Origin of the sequence: Chelatococcus asaccharovorans (genome assembly GCF_003201475.1) — a bacterium.
In the GTDB taxonomy this organism is placed as follows: Bacteria; Pseudomonadota; Alphaproteobacteria; order Rhizobiales; family Beijerinckiaceae; genus Chelatococcus; species Chelatococcus asaccharovorans.
In genome coordinates this window covers 56753-73133 of sequence record NZ_QJJK01000005.1, presented here as the reverse complement: position 1 = coordinate 73133, position 16381 = coordinate 56753, and the positions used below count along the sequence as shown (strand labels likewise).

The window sequence follows — 16381 nt, the reverse complement described above, 5'->3', positions numbered from 1 at the left end:
AAGACATTGCTCAAATTCCCCGCATTGTTTTATGAATTTCAGTTGTTTTTAGCCCATTCCAGCCTATCCAGATTGTAGCTAAGCTGGAAAGGATCGAGCGTGACAGTGCCGATCTTCAGTTGTGTCGAAGCCGCGGCGATGCTCTCAAACCATCCGATCGGGATCGCAGGCACGTCGTCCTGGAGAATACCTGCAATCTCTTGCCGTATTTCGGAAAGGGCAGCCTCATCCGAGCTCCGAACATAGGTTTGGATCGCGTCGCGAAGCTTATGATTGTTGTAGTTCACGCCTCCCCAGAAGGCGGATTTGGCAACATAGTCTGAGAGGAGTGTGACGACCGGGTCAGCCGTCTGCGCATAATTCCGGGCGACGAGCGCCAATTGGAGGGATCCGTCGGCGGCGGCATCGGGGAGGCTGGAATTGGTACCTACGCGCACAACAAGATCCACACCAATAGCCCGAAACTGATCCTGCAATGCTGTTGCAATCGGGGGCATTTCGGGACGCGAGGACGGAGCTATGATTTCGAGCCGGAGCGGCTTCCCGTTCTTGACGCGGACGCCGTTGCCGCCTTTGGTCCAGCCAGCCTCCTCAAGTAGAGCCCTCGCCCGCTCGACGTCCTGGGCGAGTGGCACGAAACTGCGTGCTGTCCATCCACTGAATGCCGGGGCAAGTAATTGGGTGGCGGCGCCTGCGGGAAAACGAAGTATCGTATTCGCAATGCCAGTTCTATCGACGGACAGGGAGAGGGCCTTGCGGACGCGCAGATCACCTAATATCGGATCGGCGAAATTCAAAATCGCCATCCGCGTGCGCGGGACGGGAGTTTCGAGGATTTCCGCCCGTCTCGTGGACAAAATGCGCCGTTTCACCTGCGGATCGAGTGTGAACGCAAGATGCGCCTCACCCGCAGCTGCCATGTTTGCGCGGGTCTCGGGGAGTTCGACACCACTATAGCGAATGGTCTCGATGCTTGGCCGGCGGCCCCAATATTTTTCGAAGCGCCGCGCATCGATCGTACCGTCTTTGCCGATATTGGTAGCCCGAAAATATCCTGTACCCACAAGGGCCTTTACCTTACCGTCCTCCGTATACGCGGAAGGCGCAAGAATGGCGGCGGAGTAATCGACGAGGACCGCCGGTAGCGGCCCGTATGGTTCTGACAGCGCGATCACGAGCGTGGTGTCGCCGTCCGGCTCGATGGAAACGATTGGCAGGGTTGACAGCGTTTCCGAGACACGGCGCCCTCGGGACAGTGCCTCCGCGGCGACGGCGGCGCTAAAGGGCGTGCCATCGTGAAAGACCACATTCTCGCGCAGCGACAAACGCCAAACGAGACCGTCGTTGGAAGGCTTCCACGAGGTGGCCAGAACGCCGACCAGTTTTCCATCGGGCCCGATGCCGATCAGCGTCTCAAGAATGCCGAGACGTCGCGATACCGCACCGGAAGCGGAGGGGCTCAAATCGACGACCACATTCCGATCGACGATCTCGAGCGTATGTCCTTCTTGAGCGACCGCAGCGGTCGCTAACGCGCCAACGGTCAGGCAAGCCATCAGCATCAGCTTAATTGGTTGGGGGGGCATCCGGTCTCTCTTGGCAATCTGTGGGTGCTGCAGGAGAGATAGCGTAGTTACATGAAGGTTTTTTATATGGGTAAGTTTTCATTGCGTCATAAATACTACATAAAAGATTGTCATCGTAGTGAACATTACATTCTTGAGTATTCTGATGAAATGCAGGAATGTCATAGGAAGAGTTATGTATATAATCCGTCTGATCCAAAGAGAGGATTGTATATATTTTCAGGCCTCAAGGATGTGCGGGAATAATTCATGAGCATTCCGTTGTGGGGAAAGGCTGGCCTTTCCAGGCTGACAGAGGACGCTTCGGTGACCATCGGATCCGATGCGGAGTCTCCTCCCGAGTATGTCCTTAGAAATGCGCGTGTTGTGCTGGAGAACGAGGTCTTAAGCGGCACGGTTCTTGTCCGCGATGGTTTGATCGCTGACGTCGCGACGACGACGTCATTGTCAGCGAGCGTCGATCTCAACGGCGACTTCCTTCTGCCAGGAATGATCGACCTCCATACCGACAATCTGGAAAAGCACCTGAAGCCGCGGCCCGGGGTCAAATGGCCAGACTCACTCGCGGCGCTGATCCAGCATGACCGGCAGCTAATTTCAGCAGGTATCACGACGGTGCTGGATTCGATCGCGCTCGGCGAATATCAGCTTGGCCCCGCTCGCAGGGAGTTGGTCGCCGCGTCAGCGGATGCAATCGACAGGGGAACCCGGCGCGGCCTGCTTCGGGCCGATCATTATATTCACGCGCGTTGCGAGCTCGCCGATCGAGGCTTGAGCCGCTTGTTGCCGGAAGTCGCCGATCACGCGCGGCTGCGGCTCATCAGTCTGATGGATCACACGCCCGGGCAGCGGCAGTGGCGCAATCTTGAAAACTATCGGCGGCACCGGCAGATGAAGGTTTCGGACGCCGAATTTGCCGATCACGTGGCAGAGCTCGTGTCGGTGCAAGCACGGTTCAGTCCCTCCCATCTTAGGCTTGCACTCGAACTCGCTGGCCGGCGCAGCCTGCCTCTAGCCTCGCATGATGACACGACCTCCGACGACGTCGAGACCGGGGCAGCTAATGGTGTTGGAATTAGCGAGTTTCCGACAACGATTGAAGCTGCGCGGCAGGCCAATCGACACGGGATGTTGACGGTTGGCGGCGCCCCCAACGTGGTCTTGGGCGGTTCGCATTCCGGAAATGTGTCGGTCGCGGATCTAGCAAGGCAGGAACTCCTTGATATTCTTGCCTCAGACTATGTTCCCTCAAGCATGTTGGCGGCAGTCTTCAGGCTTTCGGAGCAGGGAATTCCACTCTGGAAGGTCGTGGCCATGGCGACCGTGATGCCGGCCCGAGCGATCGGTTTCGTTGACCGCGGATCCATCGCGCCCGGAAAACGGGCCGATCTTGTTCGCGTCGGCTTGCGCGACAATACGCCTGTCGTCGAGTCGGTTTGGTGCGCCGGCGTACAGGTGCACTGACGAAATCCGAGAAGAACGGTTGCGAGACCTAGTGGAGCGAATTTGACATTTGAGTCCCGCCTGACATCATGCTCCAAATCAAATGCCAAATTCAAAAGCTCCACTAGAACCAATAACTTGCTAGTGGTTTTCTTGACTCCGACATTTGCTCCGAGGGTGCTATCGGGCGGATGCAAATGTCGGAGCAGAACCACTAGGTCGCCGAGGCCGAAGGACTGCTTGCAAGGGACAGCACGCAGCGCCAGCGCTGGATGAGGGTCCTGGCACAGGCGGATATCGAGATGCTGGAAACGAGCGCGTTTGTCGCGCCCGAGTTCGCCATTCTCAAGGACTGGCTGGCTTTCCACGCGGGCGCGCATCTTGTCGAAGACAAGCGGTCGGCCGCGTTCGTTCTTGCATCGCAGCTGCCGGATCCCCGCTGTATTGTCGCTTTGATTGGCAGATATCGCATAAATGCCGCCTGCCACAGCAAGGCCACCTACGGCGACGATTGCGGCAAGGGCACACCCCCCACTCGCACATGCGGCAACGGCGCACACGCCCAGCCCTACCCCTGCGAGGGTTTCCACATTATGCCCATTCGGATCGCTCTTATTGATCGGATCGTTCTGTGAGTAAGCATAGCGGTTGGTCCCGACGCCGGGGTCGGTGGGCAGCAGCCAATCCGGCGAGATGAAGCGCCCGAGGGCGGGATCACAGAAGCGGGCGTTGAGATAGAGGAGCCCGGTCTCGGTGTCCTGGCGCGAGCCGATGAAGGCCTTGGCCTCCTTGAAGGTCGAGGTGGTGATCGGGATCTGGTCGTAGGTGCGGTGGAGCACCTCGGCGCCCGAGGTGTCGGTGACACGTCACAGCCGGTCGACCGAGTCGATGGGACGGGAACCGAGCCCGCAGGAAGTCATTGCAACATTTTGCACTGTTTAATTCGGCGCTCGTTGGCGAGGCGGATATAGTTCCGGGGCACTGAGCAAACTGAAGCATGCCGGGTTCATCGACGGTCCATCGCGCCGATGGTCCATCGACTGGCGGCCGCCATCAGCGGCCGCCTCGCCAGGAGGTGATCTCGAGCCAATTTTGACGATCGTTTGATTAAATCCCGGTCTCTTGGAAGGCCGTGTCGGGCAGTGCGAAAGCTTCATTGCCGGCTGCGGTCGTTTTCGCCACATCACCTGACCAATCGCGTTCGTTCTGCAGCCGGCGATTTGACCTGGCCGATGGGCGGAAAGCAGGACTATCCGCTTCGATTCTCTTCTTTGCAAATTTTAACAATCAAAAACTCGATTCTGGCCACGGCGACAGCAACCCTATGCATGTGGGCCAAACGGCCGAATATAATAGGCCAAGACGCCGAGCGTGCTCGGCAAAACACCAGGAGCGATAAAGGTAAATCCGGATGGATATACATATCTCGACCCGCTGGAGTTTCCGAAATTATTCGCGCCGGACATACCGCATGATCAGGCTGTCTTCGCTTCTCGCTCGCAGGTGCTCGCCGCATCAAGCGTCTTCAAGACCCCGTTGGCCGCAGCGGCCTGGAGAACGAAGCGGAGCTCGGGCATCGTCGCCGGCGCAGACCAGATCATCGACCCAGATCTTGAGCGTTGGTACTACGCGCGGGCCAAGAGCAAGACGTTCGAAATCCCGGGCGCAAGCTACTCGGTCCACGTGTCTCATCGGAAGGAAGTTGCCGAAGTGATCACCAGGGCCGCGCGATCGTTCGAACAATAGGCGATTTCAGAGGTCGTTCGAAAGCGTCGGCGGTGCTTGCGCCCTGCAAGCCCCGTCGCAGCCCGCATGAGACGTGCCCGATGAGCGGCGAACGCGGGCGCCGCCGGTGCGAGGCCATGCACGTTTTCGTCCGTCGTACAGGAGCAGGTGATGGCGACTTGGCAACTTGAAAGAGAAGCGCGCGACAGGCGCATCCGAGCGGGTTCCGCGGTAGCGCGGGGAAAAATGGTCGAAGCCGGTGACGCGACGCGGCTTCTTGAAGCGATCCTTCGACCCGGAGACCGGGTCTGCCTTGAGGGCGATAACCAGAAGCAGGCCGACCTGTTATCGGCGGCCCTGCTTGCCGTGGATCCTGCCAAGGTGAACAATTTGCATATGGTGCAGTCAGGCGTCGTGCTGCCGGAGCATCTTGACCTTTTCGAGCGGGGCGTGGCGAAGAAGCTGGACTATGCCTATTCTGGCCCGCAGTCCGCCCGCATCGCAACCATGCTGTTTGGCGGCAAGATCGAGCTAGGAGCCGTTCATACTTATCTCGAGCTCTTCGCGCGGTATTTTATCGATCTCACCCCGAATGTCGCATTGATCGCTGCCGTGAGCGCCGACCGGGATGGTAATCTCTATACCGGACCAAACACCGAGGACACGCCGACCGTTGTCGAGGCGACGGCCTTCAAGGATGGGATCGTCGTCGCGCAGGTCAACGCGATCGTCGACCAGGTTCCCCGCGTCGACATTCCGGCGGACCGCGTGCATTTCGTCATCGCAACCGAAAGGCCCTTCTTCGTCGAGCCACTGTTTACGCGCGATCCGGCCGCCATCACCGAAGGGCAGATCCTGACGGCCATGTTGGCGATCAAGGGGATCTATGCGCCATATGGGGTGGAACGACTGAACCACGGCATCGGCTTCAGCACGGCGGCCATTGAGCTCTTGCTGCCGACCTTCGGTGAGAAGCTTGGCCTGAAGGGCAAGATCGCAAACCGCTTCGCTCTCAATCCGCACCCCGCCCTGATCCCGGCGATCGAATCCGGTTGGGTCACGCAGATCCATTCCTTCGGGTCCGAGGTCGGAATGGAGGACTACATCCGCGCGCGGTCCGACATCTACTTCACGGGATCGGACGGCTCCCTGCGTTCGAACCGTGCCCTCTGCCAGACCGCCGGGCTCTATGCCTGTGACATGTTTATCGGCTCGACGCTGCAGATTGACCTGCAAGGAAACTCGTCGACTGTCACGACGTCGCGCATAGCGGGCTTCGGCGGCGCACCGAACATGGGTGCGGATGCACGGGGCCGGCGGCATCCGAGCAAAGCCTGGCTGACGGCAGGGCAAGAGGCGGTCGCCGGGGGAAACGCGCTCTTGCGGCGTGGCCGCAAGCTGGTGGTGCAGATCGGTGAAACCTTTGGCGAAAACAACGTGCCCCTGTTTGTCGAAAATCTCGACGCGCTGGAACTGGCGGAAAAGCTGAAGCTCGATCTGGCGCCGGTGATGATTTACGGCGATGACGTCACCCATATCGTCACGGAAGAGGGAATCGCGAATTTGTTGCTCTGCCGCAGCTCAGACGAGCGCGAGCAGGCCATTCGCGGGATCGCGGGCTACACCGATGTGGGACGGCGCCGCGACCCCAAGCAGGTCGCGCGCTTGCGCGAGCGCGGGGTTATCCGTCGTCCGGAAGACCTCGGCATCGATCCGCTCGATGCTGATCGCAACATGCTCGCGGCTCGCTCGATCAAGGACCTCGTCCGCTGGTCGGGCGGCCTTTACGTGCCTCCGTCGCAATTCCGCAACTGGTGATTGGAGCAGCCCGATGGAAGATCTTTCTCTGCGCCACGCTACCCGCGAGCCTGCCGGGGGAACGGAAGCGATAGCGATTGTGGGCGTCGTAGCCTCCGGCAATCTGGAAGTGCTGGTGGAACGCGTTCTCACTGATCGCGAGTGCCTCGTGGAGATACGCACGACAGCCCATGGATTTGACGACGTCTGGACTGCTGTCGTCGCCGATTTCGTCGAACGGTACTCGCCTGGCGGTCTCAAATTTTCGATCAATGATGGAGGGGCACGGCCAGACACCGTGTCGCTCCGCCTGGCGCAGGCCGTCCGCCTGATGGAGCGAGCCCGATGAGCACCACCCCGCTGCAACCCTTGACCGCGCCCGCCACCGTTACGAGCTGGTACGAAGCATCGGCGCGGACCCGAACCCGCCTTCTCCTCGATCCCGGCAGCTTCGTGGAATTCATCGGTCCGGAGAAGCGCGAGGTTAGTCCGCATCTGAAGGTCTTTGACCTGCCCGAGCAGTTTGACGACGGGATAGTCGTCGGCTGCGGCAGCCTGGGCGGCGCGAAGGTGCTGATCGCCGCGCAGGAGGGGCGCTTCATGGGCGGTGCCTTCGGCGAGGTGCATGGCGCCAAACTGACCGGCCTGCTACGCGGCGCGCGCGACATCGGCTCGATGCCGGTGCTGATCCTCTTCGACACCGGCGGGGTGAGGCTGCAGGAAGCAAACGCCGGCGAACTCGCCATTGCCGAGATCATGCGCGCTGTCATCGAGGCGCGATGCGCAGGCGTAAAGGTCGTCGGGCTCATCGGTGGACGCTCTGGCTGCTACGGCGGCGGCGGGTTGATCGCCGCATGCTGTTCATCGCTGGCCGTATCCGAACAGGGCCGCATCGCAGTCTCTGGACCGGAAGTCATCGAGACCAACCGCGGAACCGAAGAGTTCGATTCACGTGACCGAGCTCTCGTCTGGCGGACGATGGGTGGCAAGCACCGTCGTTTGCTCGGTGCCGCCGACGCCTTCGTCGACGACACGGTGCAGGCCTTTCGCGACGCAGCGTTGGCCTTGCTGGGCGAGGCAGGGGGCTTCGGGCTCGAAATCTTGACGAAAGAGCAAGCCCGCCTTGAAGCGCGGCTGCGCGACTTTGGCACTTGCGCTGACGCGCTGGACATCTGGAGCGCCATGGGGATTTCCCATGCCGATGCGGTCTCGTCCTTGCCCGCCGATGAATTCATCACTCTGGCCGACGCATTCGGGAGGATCAGCCATGATGCTCGATGACATTCTCGCGTCTCTGTTCCCCGCTGGGCATGACGTCCAAAACGCGGACGGTGTGGTTCTCGGGTCCGGCGCCCTGCGCGCCGGCGGCCGTGCCCTGGTGGTCGGCATCGCGGATCGGACGCCGCTCGGCGTCGATGACGCTATCCGTTTGGCCGCTCACGTTCTGCAGTCGATTACAACCGGTAATGGACCGATCTTGATTGTCGTGGACAGCGACAGCCAGCGTATGAGCAAGCGCGATGAACTCCTGGGACTGAACGAATTCCTGGCTCATCTCGGAAAATGTCTCATTCACGCGGATCGCCACGGCCGGCCAACCATAGGATTACTTTACGGCCACTCCGCCGCGGGCGCATTCCTCGCTACGGCTTTGGCCACCCGGGTGCTCGTCGGACTTCCGGGGGCAACGCCCGCGGTGATGGATCTGCCGTCGATGTCCAAGGTCACCAAGTTGTCGGTCGAGGTGCTGGAGGAGAAAGCCAAGTCTACGCCGGTTTTCGCACCGGGACTTGCAAATCTCGCTCAGACCGGGGCGGTTCATGCGATCTGGGATGCCGCTGTTCCACTCGTCGACCAGTTGGAGGCGCTCCTTCAGGCAATCCCGGACAGCGACGACCGCCGTGACCTGCTCGGCAAAAAGCGTGGTGGGCGCTCGAAGGCTTACGAGATCGCCGAGCGTGTTCGCGGCCTCGCGCTCCAGATGCGGTGACGGGCCATGAACCGACACGACCTCGTTTATGTCAGTCCGGTCGCGTGGCAGGCCCTGATACGGGCACGGGCCGAGTTCCCCGCCGATCCGATTGTCCAGGCCTGGGTCGATCGGGGTTGGCCATTGGTCAGCCGCCGTTCCGATGCAGGAGAGCCGCCGGGGGTACCCTTGGGCTTGCCCCTGCCGCCCTCCGCCGGCAAGAAGCGCCTCTCCTTCCTCATGCGCCATGAAGATGTCGTGGCGGCCCTGCCGGCGCCAAGCTTGGCCTCCGCTGCACGTGCAGCACCCGCACTTTGGGAACCAACGCTGCTGCGCCTCGGCCGGCTCGCCTCTCACAATGGTGCGGAGGCCAGAGTGTTTGGTAGCTTAGCGTTGCAGTTCGTCACTGGCCTGCAATACCTCACGGATCGGTCAGATCTCGACTTCGCGCTGCATGTCAGCCGCGACACCCCTCTCCGCGCTCTTGCCAAAGTCATCGCCGACCTCGAGGTCGATGCCCCGATGCGGCTTGATGGCGAGTTCATCCGCGGCGGTTCCGCCGTCAACTGGCGAGAGTTGCATGCCGGCGCCCGCGAGGTGCTCGTCAAGACACCCGCCGGGGTCAGCCTTCTCGATGCGGATGAGTTCATCTCCGGGAGGCTTCCGACATGACGGCGGCTGCATTGTCGCAATCGGTGAGCGCTCGTCCGCACGGCGAGACCTGGTTCGATGGCGGGACGATTGCGGCGCTCGCCATGCGTAGCCTGGAGCTGGAGCTGGAAACCTGGCCCAAGCCCGGTCTGGTCAGCCACATCGATAACGGCAGCCACGACGACATGGATGCTGCCCTGTTTCGTACAAGCGCGCGCACCATCGCGCCTTATTTCGCAGCCCTGGTCGATTCAGGCGCGGCGGGACAAGGCATGGGTCGGCTCAGGGTCATCGGTCTTGAGGCAGAGGCCGCGATGATGAACGCGACGGCAGGAATCAATACGCATCGTGGTGCAGTATTCGGACTGGGACTACTATGCGCGGCGTACGGGGCAAGGGCCGCTGGACTGGCCGGGCCGGTCACATCACTGGGCACGGTGGTCGCATCCCTATGGGGGCGCTCTATTCTTGATGGCCCCATACTGCTTCATAGCCATGGCGCGCGGGCGCGCCGCCGCTATGGGTCCGGTGGAGCACGGATGGAAGCCGCGCAAGGCTTTCCCAATCTCTATCAAATCGGCCTTCCGGCGCTGCGGAGGGCGGCTCTCGCCGCTCCGAACGACGAGGAGGCGCAGCGGGTCGAGGCATGCTTTGCTTTGATCGCGTCCGTCGAGGACACCAATCTTCTGCATCGCGGAGGATCAGGTGGGCTCCGCTTCGCTCAGCACGCGGCCCGGCAATTTATTCTGAGCGGCGGTGTCGGCACGTCCGATTGGCGCCAACGCGCACGTGCCGTGCACGACAGTTTTGTCGCCCGCCGTTTGAGCCCGGGCGGCTCCGCCGATCTTCTCGCCATGAGCCTGTTTGTCAAAGCCTGCGAAGACGGAGCACGCTGATGACCGACGCAATCCTGCTCGCTCTTGCGCCCATCTTCTTCGTGCTGTTGTTGGGGTATGGTGCAGGGCGCTATCAGATCGTCGACAACCACAAGGTCGACAGCCTTAACGCGCTGGTTATGAATTTTGCACTCCCAGCATCGCTGTTCGCGGCAACGGCATCCGCCTCGCGCAGCGAGATGGTTGCGCAGGCTCCGCTTTTCGCACTGTTCGGCATCGTCATGTTGGCGATCTTCTTTGTCTGGTACCTCGGGTCAAAGCTCATTCTGAAGGAGGCGCCCGCCAACGCGTCGCTCCAGGCCTTAACACTCGCATTCCCCAATCTTGCTGGCGTTGGTCTACCCATCATGTCCGCAGTCGTCGGGCCAAGCGGTGGCATTCCACTCGCCATTGCTTTGGCAAGCGGATCAATTCTGGTCAGTCCGCTTTCGCTGATCATTGTGGAGATGAGCCTTAACCCGGGCTCCGCCGGAGCGGAGACGCCTGCTGTCCGAATCCTGCGATCGATCTGGCATGCCCTGACCAAGCCCGTGGTTCTCGCGCCCGCTCTTGGGATCTTGATCTCACTGGCTGGTCTCAAGACGGACGCGGTGCTCGACGCCTGCCTGTTGTTAATTGGCCATGCTGCGCCGGGCGTCGCGCTTTTCCTGACCGGCCTCATCCTTTCTTCGCAGGCGTTTAGGCTGGATTGGAGGATTGTCCGCGCGACCGTTGTCGCGGACATCGTCAGGCCCCTCCTTGCGGCCGCGATCGTCTTCAGTCTGCCCATTCCTCACGAAACCGCCAGGGTCGTCGTTCTGCTGGCAGCTATTCCCTCGGGCTTCTTCGGCATTCTGTTTGCTGTGAACTACCGGCAGGATTCTGGTGCGGCGGGATCGATGGTGACTGCGAGCACCGTCTTCAGCATCGTGACAATGGCGATCGTCATTGCACTGTTGTTCCCGAGTTGAGATCCCATGAGCGTCGCAATCCTCTGCTCCGGCCAGGGACGGCAGCACCCGGGCATGTTTGCTCTGACGGGGGATGCTCCCGCAGCGGCCAACTTGTTTACTCATGCAACGGGCCTGCTGGGCGGGCGTGACCCCCGCGTGATTGTGCAATCGGCTTCTCCGGAGGCTCTATACCATGATCGAACCGCGCAGATACTTTGCACCCTGCAGGCCGTGGCGGCCGCAGCCGCGCTCGGCGATGCGCTGTCCGGCCAGCTGGTCGTCGCAGGCTACAGCATTGGCGAACTGGCGGCCTGGGGCGTCTCCGGCCGGTTGGACCCGATCGAGACGCTCAACCTCGCCGCTGAGCGCGCAGAGGCGATGGACGCCGTGTCGCAATCTGGTGAGGGCCTCCTGTTCGTCCGGGGCCTGCCGCGCCCCGTTATCGACGCGTTATGCCAAACGCACGGTACGGCGATCGCCATCATCAATCCTGCCGACGCGTATATCATTGGGGGGCGTCTCGAGGCGCTTGCGGCCGTAGCAGCCGAGGCGAGGGGGAAGAACGCCACGCGCATAACCCCACTGCCGGTGGAGGTGGCATCCCATACGCCCCGTCTCGCCAGAGCGTCTGCCGCGTTCGGCTTGAAGCTGCGCGGCCTCACGCCGACGGCCGAAGTCGCGACCTCGGCGCGATTACTCAGCGGTATCGACGGTTTGCCGGTGATGCGCTTCAAGGAGGGGCTCGACAAGCTCGCGGCGCAAATATCCCGTACCGTCCACTGGGCCGACTGTCTTCAGGCCTGCGTCGAAAATCGCGCACGGGCCTTCTTCGAGCTGGGTCCCGGCTCCACATTGAGCAGAATGGCATCGGCTGCCCATCCCGGGATCCCCGCGCGATCTCTCGAGGATTTCCAATCCCTCCAGGGCGCGAGCGCATGGATTGCCCGGAAATTCGCCGATTGAACCGGGCTGACGCCATCACGCCTGTCAGCTTGCGACCTTTTACAACGGACAACTGGCCTCCGGTGCCGTCGAGGCCAATCCTGAAGGCAGCGCTATCACTCACTCCGCCGCGGACATATTTGGGCGTTGGCCCGTCGGTCTGCGTTCTCGCCCTTCATTCGGCGGCCATTGCCGGATGCCTTGCGGGCATCTGCGCCGCTTCCGCGTGGACCGCATCGGGCGTGGCCTTGATGCGGAACCAGGCGGCGTAGAGTGCAGGGAGGAACAGCAGGATCAGCACGGTGCCGACGGCGGTGCCGCCGATCAGCGTGTAGGCCATCGATCCCCAGAACACGGAGTGCGTCAGCGGGATGAAGGCCAGCACCGCCGCCAGCGCGGTGAGGATCACCGGCCGCGTGCGTTGCACCGTTGCTTCGATGACGGCGTGGTAGTCGTCGAGCCCGGCCGCCTGATTTTCCTTGATCTGCTCGGTCAGGATCAGCGTGTTGCGCATCAGGATGCCGGCGAGGCCGATCAGCCCGAGAATGGCATTGAAGCCGAAGGGCTGATTGAACAGCAGTAATGTCGGCACCACGCCGGCGAGGCCCAGCGGCGCCGTCAGCATCACCATGGTCATCGTCGAGAGGCTGCGGACCTGGATGATGATGACGATGAGCATTGCAGCGATCATCACGGGGAAGATCTTGACCAGCGCGGCATTGGCCTTGAGGGATTCCTCGATGTTCCCGGCCATCTCGATGCGGTATCCCACCGGCAGTGAAGCGATCAGCGGCTGCAGCGCCTGCATTACCTGTTGAGACACCTCCGGCGGCTGTGTCGCTTCGTTGATGTCGCAGCGTATGGTGATGATAGGCGTGCGATCGCGGCGCTTCAGGATCGGCTCCTCGAACCGGATCTCAGAACGTCCAATCTGATCGAGCGGCACCTGACGGCCGTCCCGGGTCATCAGCGAAAAGTCGGCCAGCCGCGCCGGATCGAGCCGATTGTCGCCGGCGCTCCGCGCCACGACGGGCACGTTGCGAATGTCCTCGCGAACCTGCGTCACCGGAATGCCGGTGAGCAGCAGTTGCATCTGCTGGGCGGCCTCAGTGGGCGAGAGGCCGATCAGGTTGAGCCGGTGCTGGTCGGGAACAAAGCGCAGGACGGGCGAACGGTTGCCCCAGTCGCGGTTGGCCTGCCGGACGTCCGGAATGCCATTCATGATATCGAGGGCCTGCTCGGAGATGCGGTACAACTCCGCCGGATCGGGCCCCATGATGCGGAACTCGACCGGGAACGGCGTATAGGGCCCGAAGACGAGCTGCGTGACCCGGATATAGGCTTCGGGAGCGAGCCCGTCGGCGATGGCCGCGCGGAGCTGGTGTTTCAGCGCCTCGCGCGCCTCGGCATCCGCCGTCAGCACCACGATCTTGGCGAAGGACGGATCGGGCAGTTCCGGCGCCATGGCGAAGAAGAAGCGTGGCGCGCCCTGGCCGATATAGCTCGTGACGATCGTCGCCGCGGGGCGTTCCTGCAGCCAGCGCTCGACTTTTTCCACCGCCGCTTTCGTCGTCTCGATGCTCGTGCCTTCCGGCATGCGCACCTCGACCAGCACCTCGGGACGATCCGAGGTCGGGAAGAACTGCTGCTTGACCGCTCCCATGCCCATGACGGAGAGGGCCATCGCGACGCCCACCACCGCACAGGTCAGGAATTTGTGGCGCACGGTGAACTGGATCACCGCGCGCAGGCGCCGGTAGTTCGGCGTGTTATAGATCGCGTGATGGCCGCCCTCGATCGGCTTGATCGCGGGCAGCATCTTGACGCCGAGATAGGGTGTGAAGACCACGGCGACGATCCACGAGACGATCAGCGCGAAGCCGACGACCCAGAAGATATTGCCGGCATATTCGCCGGCGGCGGAGGCGGCAAAGCCGACCGGCATCAGGCCGATGATGGTCACCAGCGTGCCGGACAGCATCGGCGCCGCCGTGTGGCTCCAGGCATAGGCGGCCGCCTTGATGCGATCCATGCCCTCTTCCATCTTCACCACCATGACCTCGATGGCGATGATGGCGTCGTCGACGAGCAGGCCGAGCGCCAGGATCAGCGCGCCCAGCGTGATGCGGTCGAAGAAGCGGCCGGTCTCCAGCATGATGAGGAAGACGACGGCCAGCGTCAGCGGCACGGCAAGCGCGACGACAATGCCCACGCGCCAGCCGAGGCTGACGAGGCTGACGAACAGGACGACCCCGAGCGCCATCGCGAATTTCATCATGAACTCGCCGACGGCCGCATCGATGTTCACTGCCTGGTCGCTGACCTTGGCGAGCGTCATGCCGAGCGGCAAGGTATCGGCGATCGCGCTGGAGCGCGCTTCGAGCGCCTTGCCGAGCTCCAGCCCGTTCCACCCCTGCTGCATCACCGCCGCCAGCATGATGGCGGGCTCGCCATCATGGCGGATGATGTAGGTTTCGGGGTCCTGATAGCCGCGGCGCACCTCGGCGACATCGGACAGTTTGAGCGTCCGGCCACCGGCCACGATCGGCGTGTTGGCGATGGCCTCGATGCTGTCATAGGCGCCGTCGAAGCGGATGAAGACCTGGGGGCCGCGCGTGTCGATGGAGCCGGCGGGGGTCACGGTGTTCTGCCGCTGAAGGGCGCTGGCGATATCCTGCGCCGACACGCCCAGCGTTGCGAGCTTGGCGTAGGAGAACTCGACGAAGATCTGCTCGGGCCGCTCGCCCAGAATGTTGATCTTCTTGACGCCGGGGACGTGCAGCAGATCCTGCCGTATCACCTCCGCCTGCCGCGCCAGCTCGCGCATCGGCATGCCCTTCGCCTTCAGGGCGTACAGGGCAAAACTCACATCGGAGAACTCGTCATTGACGAAGGGGCCGAGCACGCCGGGCGGGAGGTTGCGCGCCTCGTCACCGAGTTTCTTGCGCGCCTGGTAGAACTCCTCCTCGACGGCCGAGGGGGGCGTATTGTCCTTGAGCGTGACGGTCAGGAAAGCGAAGCCCGGGCGGGCGATGGTCTCGACCCGGTCATACCAGGTCAGTTCCTGGATGCGCTTCTCCAGCGGCTCGGCGACGAGGTCCTGCATCTCACGGGCGGTGGCCCCCGGCCATGCCACCGTGACGGTCAGCGTCTTGATGGTGAAGGAGGGGTCTTCCGCTCTCCCGAGCTTGACGAAGGCGTAGACGCCCGCAGCCGCCAGAAGAATGATGAAGAAGAGAGTGACGGCCCGCTCGCGAACCGCGAGAGCCGAGAGATTGAAGCTCATTGGGCCCTCCCTTCGATAACGGCCGCCGTTCTGACGGATGCGCCGTCTTTCAGGAGATGCGCGCCCAGCGCCACGACTTCCGCGCCAAGCTCGACGCCGGTGACGGTGGCGTCTTCTCCGCCGAGGCGTTTGATCTGGACCGGCGCGAAGTGCACGGTGGACGACGTGCGTTCAAGAACCCACACGCCGGTGCGCGTGCCATCATCCAGCAGCGCGCCGATGGGTACGGTCGCGGCCGGCTGTTCCTCACCACTGGCGATGGTGATCGTCACGGTGGCGCCGAGCGGCGCCGAGGCCGCCGGGCCGTCAAGGACGTAACGGGCCTCATAGGTGCGTGTCTGGGCATCAGCGGCATTGGAAATCTGCCGCAGCCGCGCCATGCTAGGCGCGGCAGTGCTGCCGTAGACGCTGGCCTTGGCCTGTGAACCCAAGGCCGGGCGGATCGTTTCGGGAAGCGCTACAACCGCCTCGCGTGGCCCGGCATGGGCCAGCTGAATGACGGTCTGGCCTGCCGCGACGACCTGTCCAGGCTCGCCGAGTGTCGCAACGACGATCCCGTCTGCACCGGCTATCAGGGTGGAATAGGTCGCAGCGTTCTCGGCAACGTTCGCATCCGCCTCCGCCGCGTCGAGCTGCGCCTGTGCCGTGTCGAGCGCCGCCTTGGCCTGCTCGTAACGCTGCGGGGTTGCGGCGAGCCCACCCTTGACGAGCGCGGCGTAACGCTTCTCGTCCGCGCTCGCCTGGACCATGACCGCACGCGCAGCGGCAACGGCGTTTCGCTTGGCGGTCAGGGCGAGACGCAGATCGGTGTCATCTATCCTCATCAAGGGCTGCCCAGTCTGGACCTGCTGACCGACGTCGACGAGCCGCTCGACGACCTTGCCGGGTACCCGGAAGCCAAGATTGCTCTGCACCCTCGCCTCGATGAGGCCCGTAAATCCACGCTCGGCGCCCTTCACCGGCGCGGCCGTCGCAACGCGAACAAGCGGGGCCTCCTGTCTCGGATCGCTCACTGCCTCGGCGTGTTGCGAGGTGAGCGAAAGGGCGACGAATGCGGCCGCCCCTGCCCCAGCGATGAGAACACCTGCCAGCAGGATCGCGGGCCGCTTCTTCATGTCCGATGCCTTGTCAAATTAGATTGCATTCACACGCTA

Annotated in this window: 14 protein-coding genes and 1 pseudogene; 11 read left to right on the top strand and 4 right to left on the bottom strand. The window is 62.5% G+C overall.

The annotated features are described in order from the left end of the window. Positions 1–38: 38 nt before the first annotated feature. Positions 39–1586 carry an ABC transporter substrate-binding protein gene (locus tag C7450_RS12550; RefSeq protein ID WP_110374805.1) on the bottom strand — a complete coding sequence of 516 codons (1548 nt, stop codon included), beginning with the start codon at positions 1584–1586 and terminating at the stop codon, positions 39–41. A 249-nt stretch (positions 1587–1835) separates the two neighbouring features. Here C7450_RS12550 and C7450_RS12545 point away from each other — a divergent pair, with 249 nt between their 5' ends. Both C7450_RS12545 and C7450_RS33940 read left to right on the top strand, forming a co-directional pair. After that, on the top strand, positions 1836–3050 hold the full coding sequence (locus tag C7450_RS12545; protein ID WP_110374804.1) for an alpha-D-ribose 1-methylphosphonate 5-triphosphate diphosphatase: 1215 nt from the start codon (positions 1836–1838) through the stop codon (positions 3048–3050). Positions 3051–3331: 281 nt separating this feature from the next. Then, positions 3332–3664 carry a hypothetical protein gene (locus tag C7450_RS33940; RefSeq protein WP_170147218.1) on the top strand — a complete coding sequence of 111 codons (333 nt, stop codon included), beginning with the start codon at positions 3332–3334 and terminating at the stop codon, positions 3662–3664. Between the two features lie 18 nt (positions 3665–3682). Here C7450_RS33940 and C7450_RS35095 read toward each other — a convergent pair. Beyond that, positions 3683–3868 (bottom strand): annotated as a pseudogene (locus C7450_RS35095) (RHS repeat-associated core domain-containing protein); the annotation flags it as partial. A 532-nt stretch (positions 3869–4400) separates the two neighbouring features. On the opposite strand from C7450_RS35095, the gene C7450_RS12535 reads away from it, so the two are divergent. The 9 genes from C7450_RS12535 to C7450_RS12495 all read left to right on the top strand — a co-directional run bounded on the left by C7450_RS12535 (position 4401) and on the right by C7450_RS12495 (position 11962). After that, entirely contained in the window at positions 4401–4775 is a 375-nt protein-coding gene (locus C7450_RS12535; RefSeq protein ID WP_245449668.1) for an alpha/beta fold hydrolase, read from the top strand. A 150-nt stretch (positions 4776–4925) separates the two neighbouring features. Further along, a complete protein-coding gene (mdcA, locus tag C7450_RS12530; RefSeq protein WP_110374803.1) occupies positions 4926–6572 on the top strand; it encodes a malonate decarboxylase subunit alpha in 1647 nt (548 codons plus the stop codon). A 13-nt stretch (positions 6573–6585) separates the two neighbouring features. Continuing rightward, positions 6586–6900: a malonate decarboxylase acyl carrier protein gene (gene mdcC / locus C7450_RS12525; protein ID WP_110374802.1), complete on the top strand. Its 315-nt coding sequence runs from the start codon at positions 6586–6588 to the stop codon at positions 6898–6900. Continuing rightward, on the top strand, positions 6897–7832 hold the full coding sequence (locus tag C7450_RS12520) for a biotin-independent malonate decarboxylase subunit beta (RefSeq protein ID WP_110374801.1): 936 nt from the start codon (positions 6897–6899) through the stop codon (positions 7830–7832). The genes mdcC and C7450_RS12520 overlap by 4 nt, the downstream gene beginning before the upstream one ends. Beyond that, positions 7819–8541: a biotin-independent malonate decarboxylase subunit gamma gene (gene mdcE / locus C7450_RS12515; protein WP_110374800.1), complete on the top strand. Its 723-nt coding sequence runs from the start codon at positions 7819–7821 to the stop codon at positions 8539–8541. The genes C7450_RS12520 and mdcE overlap by 14 nt, the downstream gene beginning before the upstream one ends. 6 nt (positions 8542–8547) lie before the next feature. Then, the gene (gene mdcG / locus C7450_RS12510; RefSeq protein WP_110374799.1) at positions 8548–9192 is read left to right on the top strand and encodes a malonate decarboxylase holo-[acyl-carrier-protein] synthase; all 645 of its coding nucleotides are present in this window, start codon (positions 8548–8550) and stop codon (positions 9190–9192) included. Further along, a complete protein-coding gene (gene mdcB / locus C7450_RS12505; protein WP_110374798.1) occupies positions 9189–10067 on the top strand; it encodes a triphosphoribosyl-dephospho-CoA synthase MdcB in 879 nt (292 codons plus the stop codon). Before mdcG ends, mdcB begins: the two co-directional genes overlap by 4 nt. Beyond that, entirely contained in the window at positions 10067–11017 is a 951-nt protein-coding gene (locus C7450_RS12500; protein ID WP_342588510.1) for an AEC family transporter, read from the top strand. The genes mdcB and C7450_RS12500 overlap by 1 nt, the downstream gene beginning before the upstream one ends. Positions 11018–11023: 6 nt before the next feature. Continuing rightward, positions 11024–11962, top strand: a complete 939-nt coding sequence (locus C7450_RS12495; protein ID WP_110374797.1) for an acyltransferase domain-containing protein — start codon at positions 11024–11026, stop codon at positions 11960–11962. A gap of 154 nt (positions 11963–12116) precedes the next feature. Here C7450_RS12495 and C7450_RS12490 read toward each other — a convergent pair whose 3' ends face one another. Beyond that, on the bottom strand, positions 12117–15227 hold the full coding sequence (locus tag C7450_RS12490; RefSeq protein WP_110374796.1) for an efflux RND transporter permease subunit: 3111 nt from the start codon (positions 15225–15227) through the stop codon (positions 12117–12119). Further along, positions 15224–16342, bottom strand: coding sequence for an efflux RND transporter periplasmic adaptor subunit (locus tag C7450_RS12485; protein WP_110374795.1), 1119 nt, complete (start codon positions 16340–16342; stop codon positions 15224–15226). The genes C7450_RS12490 and C7450_RS12485 overlap by 4 nt, the downstream gene beginning before the upstream one ends. Positions 16343–16381 lie beyond the last annotated feature (39 nt).